The organism is Pseudonocardia sp. GCM10023141 (assembly GCF_042653605.1).
In genome coordinates, this window is sequence record NZ_JBHSIR010000062.1 from 94,517 (window position 1) to 108,510 (window position 13,994).

At 69.7% G+C, this 13,994-nt stretch carries 15 protein-coding genes; 4 read left to right on the forward strand and 11 right to left on the reverse strand.

Features of this window, described 5'->3' with window-relative positions; translation table 11 throughout:
- Positions 1-108 precede the first annotated feature (108 nt).
- Positions 109-696, reverse strand: a complete 588-nt coding sequence (locus ACFPFQ_RS35125; RefSeq protein ID WP_379626732.1) for a FadR/GntR family transcriptional regulator — start codon at positions 694-696, stop codon at positions 109-111.
- A gap of 29 nt (positions 697-725) precedes the next feature.
- Here ACFPFQ_RS35125 and ACFPFQ_RS35130 point away from each other — a divergent pair, with 29 nt between their 5' ends.
- Positions 726-935, forward strand: a complete 210-nt coding sequence (locus ACFPFQ_RS35130; protein WP_379626734.1) for a hypothetical protein — start codon at positions 726-728, stop codon at positions 933-935.
- Between the two features lie 12 nt (positions 936-947).
- On the opposite strand, the gene ACFPFQ_RS35135 is transcribed toward ACFPFQ_RS35130, so the two are convergent.
- A complete protein-coding gene (locus ACFPFQ_RS35135; protein ID WP_379626736.1) occupies positions 948-2,144 on the reverse strand; it encodes a CaiB/BaiF CoA transferase family protein in 1,197 nt (398 codons plus the stop codon).
- A 52-nt stretch (positions 2,145-2,196) separates the two neighbouring features.
- On the opposite strand from ACFPFQ_RS35135, the gene ACFPFQ_RS35140 reads away from it, so the two are divergent.
- Entirely contained in the window at positions 2,197-2,964 is a 768-nt protein-coding gene (locus tag ACFPFQ_RS35140; protein ID WP_379626738.1) for an SDR family NAD(P)-dependent oxidoreductase, read from the forward strand.
- Positions 2,965-2,968: 4 nt separating this feature from the next.
- Here the strand turns inward: ACFPFQ_RS35140 and ACFPFQ_RS35145 are convergent, their stop codons facing one another.
- From ACFPFQ_RS35145 to ACFPFQ_RS35185, 9 genes are all read right to left on the reverse strand, one after another.
- Positions 2,969-4,264 carry an MFS transporter gene (locus tag ACFPFQ_RS35145; RefSeq protein ID WP_379626740.1) on the reverse strand — a complete coding sequence of 432 codons (1,296 nt, stop codon included), beginning with the start codon at positions 4,262-4,264 and terminating at the stop codon, positions 2,969-2,971.
- A 10-nt stretch (positions 4,265-4,274) separates the two neighbouring features.
- Complete coding sequence (locus tag ACFPFQ_RS35150; RefSeq protein ID WP_379626742.1) at positions 4,275-5,435, reverse strand: LLM class flavin-dependent oxidoreductase; 1,161 nt, start codon at positions 5,433-5,435, stop codon at positions 4,275-4,277.
- Positions 5,436-5,448: 13 nt separating this feature from the next.
- Positions 5,449-6,666: an acyl-CoA dehydrogenase family protein gene (locus ACFPFQ_RS35155; RefSeq protein ID WP_379626744.1), complete on the reverse strand. Its 1,218-nt coding sequence runs from the start codon at positions 6,664-6,666 to the stop codon at positions 5,449-5,451.
- A gap of 10 nt (positions 6,667-6,676) precedes the next feature.
- Positions 6,677-7,909: an epoxide hydrolase family protein gene (locus ACFPFQ_RS35160; protein WP_379626746.1), complete on the reverse strand. Its 1,233-nt coding sequence runs from the start codon at positions 7,907-7,909 to the stop codon at positions 6,677-6,679.
- Positions 7,910-7,960: 51 nt separating this feature from the next.
- Complete coding sequence (locus tag ACFPFQ_RS35165; RefSeq protein ID WP_379626748.1) at positions 7,961-8,887, reverse strand: vWA domain-containing protein; 927 nt, start codon at positions 8,885-8,887, stop codon at positions 7,961-7,963.
- A 62-nt stretch (positions 8,888-8,949) separates the two neighbouring features.
- Positions 8,950-9,843 carry an AAA family ATPase gene (locus ACFPFQ_RS35170; RefSeq protein WP_379626750.1) on the reverse strand — a complete coding sequence of 298 codons (894 nt, stop codon included), beginning with the start codon at positions 9,841-9,843 and terminating at the stop codon, positions 8,950-8,952.
- Positions 9,844-9,941: 98 nt separating this feature from the next.
- Entirely contained in the window at positions 9,942-10,784 is an 843-nt protein-coding gene (locus ACFPFQ_RS35175) for a mycofactocin-coupled SDR family oxidoreductase (RefSeq protein ID WP_379626752.1), read from the reverse strand.
- A 40-nt stretch (positions 10,785-10,824) separates the two neighbouring features.
- Positions 10,825-11,040: a ferredoxin gene (locus ACFPFQ_RS35180; RefSeq protein WP_379626754.1), complete on the reverse strand. Its 216-nt coding sequence runs from the start codon at positions 11,038-11,040 to the stop codon at positions 10,825-10,827.
- A gap of 10 nt (positions 11,041-11,050) precedes the next feature.
- Positions 11,051-12,295, reverse strand: a complete 1,245-nt coding sequence (locus tag ACFPFQ_RS35185; protein WP_379626757.1) for a cytochrome P450 — start codon at positions 12,293-12,295, stop codon at positions 11,051-11,053.
- A gap of 304 nt (positions 12,296-12,599) precedes the next feature.
- Between ACFPFQ_RS35185 and ACFPFQ_RS35190 the strand changes: the two genes are divergently transcribed.
- The gene (locus ACFPFQ_RS35190) at positions 12,600-13,715 is read left to right on the forward strand and encodes an aromatic ring-hydroxylating oxygenase subunit alpha (RefSeq protein ID WP_379626759.1); all 1,116 of its coding nucleotides are present in this window, start codon (positions 12,600-12,602) and stop codon (positions 13,713-13,715) included.
- Between the two features lie 13 nt (positions 13,716-13,728).
- Positions 13,729-13,929: a ferredoxin gene (locus ACFPFQ_RS35195; protein WP_379626761.1), complete on the forward strand. Its 201-nt coding sequence runs from the start codon at positions 13,729-13,731 to the stop codon at positions 13,927-13,929.
- Positions 13,930-13,994 lie beyond the last annotated feature (65 nt).

The window sequence follows — 13,994 nt, forward strand, 5'->3', positions numbered from 1 at the left end:
CGGCAACTGCCGATCATGCAGTACAGCCGAGTGCGACTGACCAGCCCTACCGGCATGAGCACGGTACTGTCATTTTCCGATGCACGAGTGGGAACCACCCTAACCCACTCAGTCCGAGCAATGCCCGCTCCACAACCTATATCGATACCATCGCAGCAGTCGTTCGATAACCCGAACACACCTCCAGGGACACCACTCCCCCGGCGTTTCGTCGGCTGCCGGGAGCGTTACAGCCTGCGGAGGATCGTCCCCCGATGATGTCTCCAGGGACCTCGGCAGCCGGCCAACCGCCCAGCGGCGCAGGTGTAAGCCTTCGAAGTCCGTGCTCCCGCCGCCGGCGGCGAGGCACTCGCCGATCCGGTCGAGGTCGGCCTGGTTGGCGACGCGGGAGGCGAGGGTGGCCACCTGGGGTTCGAGCAGGAGGCGGACCTGCATGATCTCAGCGGGACCGGTGTCGGCGGGCGCAGCCTCACCCTGCGTGAGCACGGCATCGGTGAGGAACGTGCCGCGTCCGACGTGGCGGATGACCAGCCCGTCGCGCTCGAGTGATTCCAGGGCCCGGCGGATGGCACTGCGGGGCGCGGCGAGTTGCTCGACAAGGGCACGTTCGGTCGGCAACGTCGACCCGGGACCCCAGGTTCCCTGCTGCGCACCTTCGGTCACGAGCGTGCGCAGCGACTGTTCGATCCCCAGCATGCGGTTTCCCCGAAGACGCCGTCGTCGCCGTGGACGGACCGGGCAAGGCCGGCATCCGGTTCAACGCCATCGCCGTCGCCGACGTCGAAGCCGTCATCGAGGCCGCCGCCGCCCACGACCCCAGCACGACCGGCGCCCCCGACGACTGGGCGATCCCGTCCGAGCCGGCTGACCGGGTCAGCACCGTCACCTACAAGCGCCGGCCACTCATCCCAGCCGCCTCGCCTCGGGTCCGCTAGAGCTGGGCGCGGTTACGCGCGAGGCGGGCGCTGGACCTGGGCCAGGCCGGCGACCTCGGCAGCGGTGAACCCGGCCTGGTGCAGCACCTCCGCCGTGTGTTCGCCCAGTCGAGGCGGTCGACGGTAGTGCGCGGTGTCGTCGTCGATCGGGAGGCGCACGAGCGGGAGCTCGTCGACACTCTCGCCCACCAGAATGCCGCGCTCGACGGCAACGGGGTGCTCGACGGCCTGCCGCAGGTCGTGCACCGGCCCGACCGGCACGCCCGCCCCGCGCAGCAACGCCAGGCAGCCGGCCGTGTCGCGCTTTCCGACCTGTTCCTGGATCGCCGCGTGCACCTCGTCTCGGTGGCGGACCCGTCCCGCAGAGCCGGCGAGGCGCTCGTCGGCGAGCAGCTTGGGAACATCGAGGGCAGTGCACAACCGCGCCCAGAGCCCGTTGTTGCCTGCCGCGATCATGACCCAGCCGTCGGAGGTCGCGAACGTCTCGTAGGGGGCGGTGATGGGCGACGCCGAGCCGAGCGGGCCGGGCACCTCCCCGGTCGCGTACATGCCGATGATCTGGTGGCACAACAGGTTGTAGCCACTGTCGATCAGCGTCGCGCCGACGTGCTCGCCCACTCCCGTCGCGTCCCGCCGGACGAGTGCGGCCATCACAGCCATCGCCGACCACATGCCGGTGGTCAGGTCGATCAGCGACGCAGCGACCCGGACGGGCGCGCCGCCCGGCTCCCCCGTCATGCTCATCAGGCCCGAGAAGGCCTGGATGAGCGGGTCGTAGCCGGGCAGCCCGGCCGCGGCACCGGAGCTGCCGAAGGCCGAGACCGAGCAGTAGACCGCGCGCGGGTTTCGGGCGCGCACGACGTCGAAGCCGACGCCCAGCGCGTCGGCGGCGCCGGGCCGGTAGCTCTGCACGACAACGTCGGCGCCATCGGCGAGCCGCAGGAACGCCTCGCGGCCGGCGTCAGTCTTGAGGTCGAGCACGACGCTGCGCTTGTTGCGGTTCACGGCGTGGAAAACGGCACTCTCGTCGCGACCGTCCGGGGTGGTGCGATGCGGTGGCATCGATCGCGCGTCGTCGCCGCCACCGGGCCGCTCGACCTTGATCACATCCGCACCGAGATCACCCAGGATCATCGCGCAGTAGGGGCCGGCGATGGTCGTGGTCAGCTCCACCACCCGCAACCCGGTGTACGTGGTCGCGCTGCTCATCCCTCGACGCTAGCCTGGCGGAAGGCGCGAAAGCAAACATTTGTTCAACGTCGTGGAGGTGCCCGTGGTGGTCCGGGAGAACGTCGCGCTGGTGACCGGCGCGGCGAACGGGATCGGTCTCGCGACAGCGATCCTGCTGTGGCGACGCGGCTGGCGGATCGCGTTCGCCGATCTCGACGGCGAACGGGCCGAGAAGGAGCGCGCCGCGCTCGACGGCCCCGGTTCGGACTCCCTTGCTGTCGGCGCAGACGTGACCCGCACCGCCGACGTCGACGCGCTGCTCGCCGCCGTCAGGCAGCGGTTCGGCCGGCTCGACGCGCTGGTGAACATTGCCGGGCTGCCGGTGTCGGGCCCGGTGGCGACGCTGACGGACGGAGACTGGCACGCGGCACTGGAGATCAACCTCGGCGGCACCCTGCGCTGCTCGCGCGCTGCCCTGCCGCTGCTGCGCGCCGCGCCTGCGCCCGCCGTGGTGAACATGGCGTCAGTGGCAGCGCTGGTCGGGATGGCGGGACGAGCGGGGTATGCCGCCGCGAAGGCCGGCGTCGTCTCGCTGACCCGGGTGCTCGCCGTCGAGTGGGCCGGGCTAGGCATCCGCGTCAACGCCGTCGCCCCCGGCTACGTCCGCACCGCGGGCTTCGACCTTCGCATGGGCGAGGCTCGCGGGCGGGAGCTGTCGGCTAGGGTTCCCCTCAGCAGGCTCTGCAGGCCAGAGGAGGTGGCGAGCGTGATCGGCTTCCTGGCCGGGCCCGACGCCTCCTACGTTACGGGCCAGACGATCGTCGTCGACGGCGGCCTCACCATCGCCGTTGAGAGTTAGCCGGTCAGGGTGCGAGCGGCGCTCTTGCCGTCTCCGGGGCGGCCAGCGCCGCGACCACCGCACCCGCCGAGGTGAGCAACAGCAACGCCGGCACGAGCGTCACGTGCGGCGCCCCGCCACCGGCGAACAGCAGTGCCGCCGAGATGAGCGGGGCGAGACCGGAGAGGGCGCCCGCGACCTGGTAGGCGAGGGACGCACCGGTGTAGCGCGTGCTCGTGCCGAACAGCTCGGACAGCATGGCGCTCTGTGGCCCGTAGATCGCGGAGTGCCCGATCTCCAGCACCACCAGCGCCGTCATCGCACCGACGACGGTGCCGCCGTTCAGCGCGCTGAAGAACCAGAACCCCGCCGGGCACAGCACGACGCAGCCGGCGATCACCACCGGCCGCCGCCCGACGACGTCCGAGAGCGCCCCGAAGGCCGGCGCCATGATCATGGCCAGCACCGAGGCGACGAACTGCATCAGCAGCAGCGTCGAGACGTCGAAGCCGACGAGCTTGCCGTACGAGTTCCCGAACGTCACGTAGACCTGGTACGGCACGGCGGGCCCGATGGCCAGCGCGATCGCGATCAGGACCCGGGGCCAGTGCCGGCGCAGCAGGTCCACCACGGGGATCCGCGGCCGCTCGGTTCGCTTGACGAACTGCGGGCTCTCCGCCACCCCCAGTCGGATCCACAGACCCACGACCACGAGCACGGCCGAGCACAGGAACGGGATCCGCCACGCCCACGCCTGATCGGCAGCGGGCAACCGGGACAGCAGGAAGAACAGCAATGTCGACAGGGTGATCCCGGTGTAGACCCCCAGCACACCGATGCTGCCCCAGAATCCGCGGCGGCCCTTGGCGAAGTGCTCCACGACCATGAGCACGCCGCCGCCCCACTCCGCCCCGGCGCCGAGGCCCTGCACCACCCGCAGCACGACCAGCAGCAGCGGCGCCCAGACCCCGATCGTCGCGTAGCCGGGCAGCAGTCCGACCAGTACGGTGCTGATCCCCATCACGATCATGCTGGCGACGAGTACCTTCTTGCGGCCGTACCGGTCGCCGATGTGCCCGCCGATCAGGCCGCCGATCGGGCGGACGAGGAAGCCGCCCGCCAGCGCGGCGAAGGACGCCAGCACCCCGACGAGCGGGTCGGCGTTCGGGAAGAACTCGGTGGCGAAGTACAGGGCGCTGGCGGCGCCGTAGATGTAGAAGTCGAACCACTCGATCGTCGAGCCGAGCAGGGACGAGACAACGACCCGGGACCGGGACGCACGCAGCTCCGGTGCACTGCTCACGTCGGTATCGCTGGACATCAGATCTCCTTCAGCGCGCGCCGCGCTCGTGCTGTCCCCGTTCGTGCTGCCACTGCGCGGTGGCGGCGGAGCGGGCGGCGGTGGTAGCGGCACGGTTGGCTTCGGTCTCGGCCAGTACGTGCTCGTAGGACTTCATGACCGGCGCGAGGTGGCCGTTGAACTGCGGGATGACCTCCTCGGCGAACAGCTCGTAGCTGCGCAGGGTGTCGGCCCAGTTGGCGAAGTCGGCGCCCTGGAACAGGTAGGTGCCGAAGCCGCCGGAGCGCTCCACGAGTCTTTCGATCTGCGCGGCGGCCATGTCCGGGGTGCCGATGACGCCGCGCCCGGTGGAGTTGAGGACGTCGGCGAGCTCGTCGGTGGTGTCCGGCACCGCGATCGCCGACGGCGTGATGTGCGAGAGGTACTCGTACTGCCAGCGCAGGCCGTAGTCGCAGTTGCGGCGAGCCCGCTGCTCGGTCTCGGCGATGTGCATGGGGCCCATGAGCCGCCACCGCGAGCGGTCGACGGTGCGCCCGCGCCGCGCGGCCTCCTCCTGCACGATCCCCCAGTGCACGGGCAGCTGGTCGTTGCCCGTCGGATCGGTGGCGGCCAGCGAGAGCAACCCGAGCCCGTAGCGACCGGCGAGCTTCGGTCCCGACGGCGAGACGGTGCCGACGACCGAGGTCTCGAGGTCGCCGTAGGGCGCGAGCTGCAGCACCGCTTCCTGGAGGTTGAACCACTCGGACTTCGCGGTGACCGTCTCCCCCGCCAGCAGGCGGACGATGACGTCGAGCGCCTCCTCCATCCGCGGGCGCAGCGCGGTGGCGTCCATCCCGAACATGGCCGCGTCCGTCGGCAGCTGCCCTGGCCCCGCGCCGAACATGACGCGGCCCCGGGTCAGGTGCGAGAGCTGCACCATCCGCGCCGCCACCTGGAACGGGTGGTGGTAGGGCAGCGAGATGACCCCGGTGCCGAGCCGGATGTGGGTGGTGCGCTCGGCAGCTGCGGCGATCATCAGCTCCGGGGACGCGGACAGCTCGGTGCCGCCGGAGTGGTGCTCGCCGAACCAGATCTCGTCGAAACCGAGCTGGTCGAGGTGCACGGCGAGCTCGACGGAGCGGCGCAGCGCGAGGGTGGGATTGAGCCCGACGACGTTCTGCGGCGGATAGAAGACACCGAACTTGAGTGACATCAGCCCAGCCCCCTCAACCCATCAGCCCCAGTTCGAACTTGCCCCAGTAGTCGTAGAGCTGGTTCGTGGTGAACGAGTGCAGGTATCCGGCGCGCGCGTCGCGGTAGAGCCGCTCGAGGATGTGGCCGCGACGGAAGGCGGAGCCGCCGACGAGCCGGAAGGCCTCGTCGGTGATGCTCATGCCGGTCTCGGTCGTGACGACCTTCACCAGGTCCCACTTGGCCTTGCGCACGCTGATCGGCCACTCCTCGTAGCGACCGTCGATCGCGATCTGCCCGGTCGCCTCCAGCACCCGCTCGGCGACATCGAGCTCGCCGCGCATCTTCCCCAGCAGGTACTGGACGTAGCCCACCTGCTTGACGTCGGTGTCCTGCGCACCGAGCGTGGCGCCGAGGTGCTTCTCCTTGAGGATCTCCCGCGCCGCCTCGTACGCCTTGTCGGCCAGCCCGAGGTAGACGCCGCCGAACAGCATCGCCGCCCATTCCGCCTCACCGACGAGGCCCTGCCGGAAGTTGCCGGCGTTCGTCTCCGGTGCGGCGTACACACCCTCCATGACGATGGTGTGGCTGCCGGTGGCGCGCATGCCCATCGTGTCCCAGGTGTGGTCGATCGTGAGGCCGTCCGACAGCTTCGGGATCACGAAGCAGGTCTCCCGCTGGGCGTGTTCGCGGAAGTCCTCGGGGATGGTGCCGTCGGCGTCGGTGACGGTGGCGTTGAGCGCGATCAGGTCCGATCCCTCGACAAGGGTCGACCAGTTCTTGTTGCCGGTGATCCGCCACCCGCCCGCAGGATCGGGGATCGCCACGGTGTCGGCCAGCCCCGACAGCCCGGCCCGCGCCTCACTGAACGGTCCACAGAGGATGGCCCGGTCCTCGGCGACCCGCCGCATGATCGACTCCCGGATGTCCTCGCCGAGGGCCGGGGTGTTGCGGAAGATGCCCACCATCGCCTGGTGCATGTTGTAGGCCAGCGCGATGCTCGGGTCGCCCTTGGCCAGCTCCCGCCCGACCAGCGATGCGGTGAGCATGTCGGCGCCGAGGCCGCCCCACTTCTTCGGCACCGACATGGCGGTGATCGAGCTCTGCTTGTACGCCTGAACGGTCTCGATCGGGAACCGGTTCTCCACATCGCATTCGCGGCCGATGGGCTCCCACGTCTTGCCGAGCTGGCGGGCCTCGTCCAGCAGGTTCGCGCGCTCGTCGGCGGTGATCTCGGGGGTGTGCTTGTGCATCGGGGACACCTCAGTCTCTGCCGCGGAAGAACTCGCGCAGCTCGGTGACGACCAGATCGGGTTGCTCGGCAGGCGGGTAGTGACCTCCGCGGGGCATGACGGTCCAGCGCTGCAGGTCGCACGCGGCGGCCGCGACCTTCCGGGGCAGGAGCAGCAGCTCCTTCGGGAACACCGCGAACGCCGTGGGCACGCCGATCGCCGGCGTGCGGTCGTGGCGCGGCGGCGGCGGCAGGTTGTTCGTGTAGTGGTCGTGGTAGATCCGCATCGAGGACCCGATGGATCCCGAGAGCCAGTAGATCGACGCGGTGGTGCACAGGAAGTCGCGGTCGAACAGGTCGAACACGCTGTCCCCGACCGCGCGCCAGTCACCCCAGTTCTTGCGCCGCCCGAGGATCCAGCCGGCCAGCCCGGCAGGCGAGTCGGTCAGCGCGTACGCCAGGGTCTGCGGCTCATTGCGGTGCACGGTGGAGTGGCTGGTGATCGTGGGTCGCGCCGCGAGGCAGCGGTCCCACATCCACTGCTCGTCCGGTTCGAAGTCGTCCCCGGTGACGTCCCACAGCCGCACCCCCGGCACGTTCGGCAGCGTCAGCCAGACGCCGATCACCGACTCGGGGTAGCCGTGGCCGAGCTCGCCGGTGATGGTCGAGCCCCAGTCCCCGCCGCCCGCGGCGTAACGGTCGTAGCCGAGCACGTCGGTCATGAGGACGTGCCAGTGGTCGGCGATCGCGCGGGCTCCGAATCCGGTGCCGGTCAGCGGCACCGAGAACCCGAAGCCCGGCAGCGACGGTACGACGACGTCGAAGGAGTCGGCCGGGTCGCCACCGTGGGCGGCCGGGTCGGTGAGTGGGCCGATGACCTTGCGCCAGTCCCAGAACGTCCAGGGCCAGCCGTGCGACAGGATGATCGGCGTCGGGTTGGGCCCCTTGCCGCGGACGTGGACGTAGTGGATCGGCGTGCCGCCGATGTCGACCCGGTACTGGGGGAAGGTGTTGATCTCCTTCTCCTGCGCGCGCCAGTCGTGCTCCTCGGCCCAGTAGCCCACGAGGTCCTGCAACCACGACCGCTCCACGCCGTAGGACCAGTCGGCGTTCCCCGCGTCGGCAGGCCAGCGGGTGCGCCGCAGCCGGGAGCGAAGATCGTCGAGGTCGGCGTCGGACACGGCGACGGTGAACGGCTCCGGGTCGCCGTGGCCGAGCAACGGGACTCCTGCGTGGACCACGGCCGCCTCCTCGTCGTCGAGCACCCCGCGGAGACGTTAACAACAAACAGTTGTTTTCAACAAGTGTGGGAGCGCTCAGGTCGTGAGCAGGCGGTTCAGGGCCGGGGCGACGTCGCGGTGGGTGTGCACCGGGGCGAGGCGCCCGTGCCCGAGGCGCGCGATGTCGCGGGCCAGCGGGGCGTCGTGCTCGCCGTCGGTCTCGAGCAGCACGTGCAGCTCGGCGAAGCGCCGCGCAATCGCCCGCGGATCGGGACCGGCGTTGTGCACGGCGTCGGTCAGCAGCACCGCGGTGCGTCGCCGGGCCGCCGAGCGGCCCAGCTCGGCGTGCGCCACCTGCAACCCGAACCCGACGTTGGTGAGCCCGCGGGCCGGAATGCGCAGCAGCTGGTCGAGCAGCTTGGCCGAGGTCGCGGGCGTGGTCAGCGGCTTGAGCAGCGCGGCGTCCGACCAGAACGCAAGGACCGCGAGCTGATCGCCCGCTCCCCCGAGATCGGCCGACAGCGCCGCCACGGTCGCCGCCGCGATGCGCACCTTCTCGCCGCGCATCGACCCCGAGACGTCCACGATCAGCACGGCCGCGCGGCGCGGGCTCATCCGCTCGCGAACCACGATGTCGGTGTCGGCGGGGAAGGGCCGCTCGGTGAGCACCTCGATCGTCTTGTCCAGGTCGATGTCGTCGGAGCGGTAGCGGTAGGGCACCGACGCCAGCGCGCCCGTCCCCCGTTCGGCACGAGCGTCGCGCGGCCGGCGCCGGATCGAGAGCCGCCGGGCGATGCGCTGGGCCATGGCGGCCACCTCGTGGTCGACGGGCCCGTCCGCCAGCAGCTCCGCGAGCTCGCGACGACGGGCGGCCTGCGTGGTGACGAGAACGCCCTGGCCGCCGCCGGGCCCGGCGCCGACCGCGCCGGTGCGGTCGGGATCGAGCTCGGCGACCACCGGCGAGCCCTTGCCCGCCTCGAACACGGTCGGCGCCTCCGCGAGCCGCTTGGGCTTGCGCCGCAAGGGATCCAGGCTCCGTCGCTCACCGGGTTCGGCGGTGGGCAGCGCGACGGCGTTGTCGACCTTCAGGCGGTGCGGTCCCGGCGCTGCCCGCCGGGGACGGAGAAAAAATGGCTCTCCCAGATCTCGGTGATCACCTGTTCCGGGCTGGCGTCCGACGCCTCGTCGACGCCGATCCTCGCCGACAACGCGAGCAACGCGGCGTCGAGGATCCGTCGTTCCCGGTCGGGATGCGAGCCCAGCTTCTCCAGCTCGACGGCGATCGCGACCAGGTCGATCGCGCCCCGTACCGACGACCCGCGGCGTAGCTCGGGATGGATCCGGCTCGCCCGGGTGAGCGCCACCGCGTCGTCGATCAGGGCCCGGTCGGCGCAGCCCGTGCGGACCGCGACGATGTCGGCCTCCTCGGCCGCGTCCTGGTAGCCCACCGCGAGACGGCACCACCGGTCGTACACCGAGTCGGAGATCCGTGCGGTGCCCACGTTGTCGAACGGGTTCATCGACGCCAGCACCCGGAACGTCGAGCGGGCCGTGATCGTGCCGACGCGCGGCACCGTCACCGCCCGCTCGGACATCGCCCCCAGCAACGTGTTGAGGGTGTCCTCCGGCGCGCGGTTGAGCTCCTCGATGTAGAGGAACCCGCCGGCTTGCATCGCCTCGACGAGCGGGCCGGCCACGAAGTTCTCCGCCGAGTAGTCCTCGCGCAGCACCCTGGCCGGGTTGTGGTGCCCGACCAGCCGCGCCGGCGTGAGCTCGGCGTTGCCCTCCACCAGCACGAACGGCACGCCCCAGTTCGCGGTGATCGCGCGCAGCATCGTCGATTTCGACGTGCCAGGCGGACCCTCCAGTAGGATGTCGCGCCCCGCGGCCACCGCGGCCAGCACCAAGTTCAGCTCGCGCGAGCGCCCGACCACCGCCGCGGCGATCTCGTCGCGGGCGGAGACCGATGTCGTCGTCACAGCAAGCGGCTCTCGTTCACGATCTTCTCCTGTGCATGAGGACCGAGGTGGGTACGCCGGATCGGCGCACCCACCTCACGTGCCGGTTCGCGCGAACGTCAGCCTGCGGCCGACACGTTGAACCCCGCGTCGACCGACAATGCCACACCGGTGACATAGCGGCCGGAGTCGGCAGCGAGGTACAGCACGGCGTTGCTGATGTCCACCGGATCGACGGCGTCCACCGGCAGCGCGTTGGCCATGACCGCGAGCAGGTCGGGGTCCCTCTCGATCCGGCCCGCCATGATCTCGTTCTCCGGCATCGGCGTGTGCACACCGGTCGGGTGCACCGTGTTGAACCGGATCGAGTACTGCGCGTAGTCCTTGGCGTAGCCGCGCATCAGCCCGGTGAGACCGTGCTTAGCCGCGACGTACGCGGTGAGCGACAGGTCGTTGTAGGTCGAGCCCTTCAGCCCGGCCGTCGAGCTCGTGATGATGACGGCGCCACCCTGGCCCTGCTCGACCAGGATGGGCACGGTCGCCTCGAGCGTGTGCCAGGTGCCCGTCAGGTTGGTGTCGATCGTGTCCTTCCAGATCGCCGCGCGCACGGCGGGATCCTTCGGCTGCTGTTCGGGGTGGACGCACCAGATGGCGGCATTGGCGCTGACGATGTCGAGCCGTCCGAGCTCGGCGACGCCTGTCGCGACCGCCGCGCGCAGCCCTGTGAGGTCGCGGATGTCGGCCTGCTGGGTCACGATCCGCCGGTCCAGCGCCTCGACCTGGTGCTGGGTCTCCTTCAGGTCGTCGGGGGTCGACATCGGGTACGACACGGACTCGATCTGCCCGCAGATGTCGATCGCGATGATGTCCGCGCCCTCCTGCGCCAGTCGGATCGCGTGCGACCGTCCCTGGCCGCGTGCCGCTCCCGTGATCAGGGCGACCTTGCCGTCGAGCTGTCCCATGAAGTCTCCTCGTGGTGGTCTTCGCGTCTTTCCGTTCGTGCTAGTCCTCGACGACGATGGCCCGTTCCGGGCAGACGGTGGCACCGAACCGGGCCGTCTCCGCCATGTCCGGCGGGACATCCACCGTCTCGCCGCGGCGGAGGTTGTATCCCTCGTCGTCGACCTCGTAGAAGTCGCCGGCCATCGCCGCACACCGGGCGTGGCCCGTGCAGCCCTGCTGGCCACCGTCGTCGCCGAGCTTGATGTGGACCTTCACGCCGCACTCCTCACCAGGCGAGCTTCAGCGTCCGCATCGAGCGCAGGTACCCGCTCACGTAGGTCGGCTCCTCGACGACGCGGTACTCCGGGATGCGCTTGAGGAACTCCTCGAAGGTCGCCCGCAGCTCGAGCCGGGCGAGGTTCGAGCCGATGCACCGGTGGATGCCGACACCGAACGCCGAGTGCAGCACCGTCTCACGGGTGATGTCGATCGTCTTGGCGTCCTCCACGACGCGGGGATCCCGCGAGGCGCCTGCGTAGACCATCATCACGAAGTCGCCCTTCTTCAGGTCGCGACCGCCGAGCTCGACATCCTTCGTGCAGGTCCGACCCAGCGCCACCACCGGCGCGAACACCCGCGCGAACTCCTCGATCGCCCGCGGCATGTACGTGTCCGGGTCGTCGAGGAGCAACTTCTTGGCCTCGGGGTTCTCGGCCAGCCAGTTGATGGCCGACGAGATGACGTAGGTGGTGGTCGCGATGCCGCCGAAGGTCATGTCGACGAGGACCGAGACGCGGTCCTCCCACGGCGACGTGGTGCCGTCGTCGTAGGTGACCCCGGCAGCGATCATGTCCACCATGTCGCCGCGCGGCGGCTCCTCCGAGCGCTGCTTCAGGTATTCGCCCAGGTACTGGAACACGAACCCGAACTTCGCGCCCCGCTCCTCGAGATCAGGTGAGAACGTGCCCGACTCGACGCCGTCGACCAGCTTGTCGAGGTCGGCGATCGGCACCCCGAGCACGTTCTTGAAGAAGGCCCACCCGGGCAGCACCGCGGAGAACTGGCTGACGAACTCGCATTCACCCTTGTCGATGAACGAGTCGATGAGGGCGTTGGCGTCCGACCGGATCTGGGCGTCGTAGTCCTTGATGACACCCGGGCCCATGAACGGGTTCAGCTCGGAACGCCATGCGGTGTGCAGCGGCGGGTCGCACTCCTCCGGGAACAGGTAGGGCAGGCCGTCGGGACGGTTGGGCATGTAGCCCCCGGCCGCGGAGAACGTGCGCCAGTCCTGCCCGACCTCGCGTACCAGCTTGTTCTGCGAGACCAGGTAGTAGCCGTTGCCGGTCTTGCTGTGCGCGACCGGGCACTTCTCCACCAGGTCGTCGATGATCTCGGAGTTCCGGTCGTTGAAGACCGGGTCGTCGAGGTCGAAGTCGTTGTAGATGTCACGGCCGTACTTGCGGATGGACTCGTCGACGTCCTCTTGGGTGGGAGCCGTGAACACGGTCTCCTGGGACTTGTAGGCCATTCTGTTGGTGCCTCCTTCATCGGGGACATCGGGTCGGACGGTCGGAGCCGACCAGGGACGAGCACACACCGGCGTCGGGCAGGGCGACCTCGGGAACGAGTCGCCGGCCCGGTGGTCCGTGCCTTCGTGGCGAACAAACAATCAGTTGTTTCGACTGTAGCGGCCCAAATCACAGGGTGTCAACGCCCACACCCGCACAGCCACGTCCCGGCCATCACGGGCTCGGTTGACAGCGCGACGGGCCCGGACCTAGCCTGTAAACAAATGATTGTTCAATACCCGTCGCACCGGTCGAGGAGGCCCCATGACCCAGACCTCACCCCAGCGCGACACCGCCATGACCGCTGCGGAGATGCAGTATCCGCTGGCACCCTCGCTGCTCGACGCACAGACCTACCGCGACCCCGCCCGGTACCGGCGTGAGATCGAGGACGTGCTGCTGCGGGCCTGGTACCCCGTGTTCCCGTCCTCGGACGTGCCGGCAGCACGCGACTACGCTGTGTGGGAGCAGCTCGGCCAGTCGGTCGTGGTCACCAGGCTCGACGACGGGTCGGTCGCGGCGTTCCACAACGTCTGCCAGCATCGCGGGGCCCGGCTGGTCGACGGCGCGGGCAGCTGCCCGACCGGCAAGTTCCGATGCCCTTGGCACGGTTTCGTCTACAACCTCGAGGGCGTCGTCGGCGCGGTCCCGTTGCGCGGCTCCTTCGACGAGGCCGAGCTGGCCGGGTTGCGCTCCCCCGCGGTGCGCGTCGTCGAGTGGGGCAGCTGGATCTGGATGACCCTGGCCGACGACATCCCGGACCTCGTCCCCTATCTCGGCGAGATCGGCGAGGAGCTGTCCGGCTACGGGCTGGACAGCTACACCACCGTCCACCGGCAAACGGCTGTGCTCAAGGCCAACTGGAAGATCGTCGTCGACGCCTTCAACGAGACCTGGCACGTGCCCTTCACCCACCCCGAGACGCTCGGCGGAGTCGTGCTGTGGCGTGAGGCCGTCCTCAAGATCACCTCACCGCACTCCTGGATGACGCTGCCGGTGCGCGGCCTCACCGACAAGGTGGAGTCGGCCGACCACCGCCGCAACCACATCTGCCACTACCTGGTGTTCCCCAACACGATCTTCAGCTGCTTCCCCACCCACCTGCAGATGTGGTCGGCTTGGCCCGTCTCGGCCGACGAGACCGTCCTGTGCGCCTACCAGCTCAACGGGCCGGCGCCGGACGGCATGACCGACGAGAAGTGGGCTCGGCGCACCGAACGTGACTGGAAGCAGTTCCTCGAGGTGCTCGACGAGGACACGGGCGTCATCAACGACTTCGCGAAGGTCATCGGGTCGAAGGGCTTCCGCCGCAACATGTTCAACACCGCCGAGAGCCGGCTGACCGCATTTCACGACGAGGTCGCCGCGCGCCTGCACTGATCCGGGAGAGCTCATGATCACCATCAAGGCCGACCGCGACGTCTGCCAGGGCTACGGCAACTGCGTGCTGGCCGATTCCACCCTCTTCGACATCGACGACGACGGCCTGGTCGTCCTCAGCAGCCACACGGTGGCACCGGACGGTCTCGCCGCGGCCAAGCGAGCAGCCTACGACTGCCCCAGCGAAGCGATCACCGTCGTCGAGAACGACTGAGAGGGTGTTGTCGAACCCGGTGGTGTGACGGCGTGGCAGCTTTGGTAGCTGCAGGTGATCGTTGA

Excerpts from the sequence above, each read along its gene's own strand:
- ACFPFQ_RS35135 (WP_379626736.1), bottom strand. The coding sequence starts at position 2,144 with ATGAGCAGCGCGACCACGTACACCGGGTTGCGGGTGGTGGAGCTGACC.
- ACFPFQ_RS35125 (WP_379626732.1), bottom strand. The coding sequence starts at position 696 with ATGCTGGGGATCGAACAGTCGCTGCGCACGCTCGTGACCGAAGGTGCG.
- ACFPFQ_RS35190 (WP_379626759.1), top strand. The coding sequence starts at position 12,600 with ATGACCCAGACCTCACCCCAGCGCGACACCGCCATGACCGCTGCGGAG.
- ACFPFQ_RS35185 (WP_379626757.1), bottom strand. The coding sequence starts at position 12,295 with ATGGCCTACAAGTCCCAGGAGACCGTGTTCACGGCTCCCACCCAAGAG.
- ACFPFQ_RS35150 (WP_379626742.1), bottom strand. The coding sequence starts at position 5,435 with ATGTCACTCAAGTTCGGTGTCTTCTATCCGCCGCAGAACGTCGTCGGG.
- ACFPFQ_RS35145 (WP_379626740.1), bottom strand. The coding sequence starts at position 4,264 with ATGTCCAGCGATACCGACGTGAGCAGTGCACCGGAGCTGCGTGCGTCC.
- ACFPFQ_RS35175 (WP_379626752.1), bottom strand. The coding sequence starts at position 10,784 with ATGGGACAGCTCGACGGCAAGGTCGCCCTGATCACGGGAGCGGCACGC.
- ACFPFQ_RS35195 (WP_379626761.1), top strand. The coding sequence starts at position 13,729 with ATGATCACCATCAAGGCCGACCGCGACGTCTGCCAGGGCTACGGCAAC.
- ACFPFQ_RS35155 (WP_379626744.1), bottom strand. The coding sequence starts at position 6,666 with ATGCACAAGCACACCCCCGAGATCACCGCCGACGAGCGCGCGAACCTG.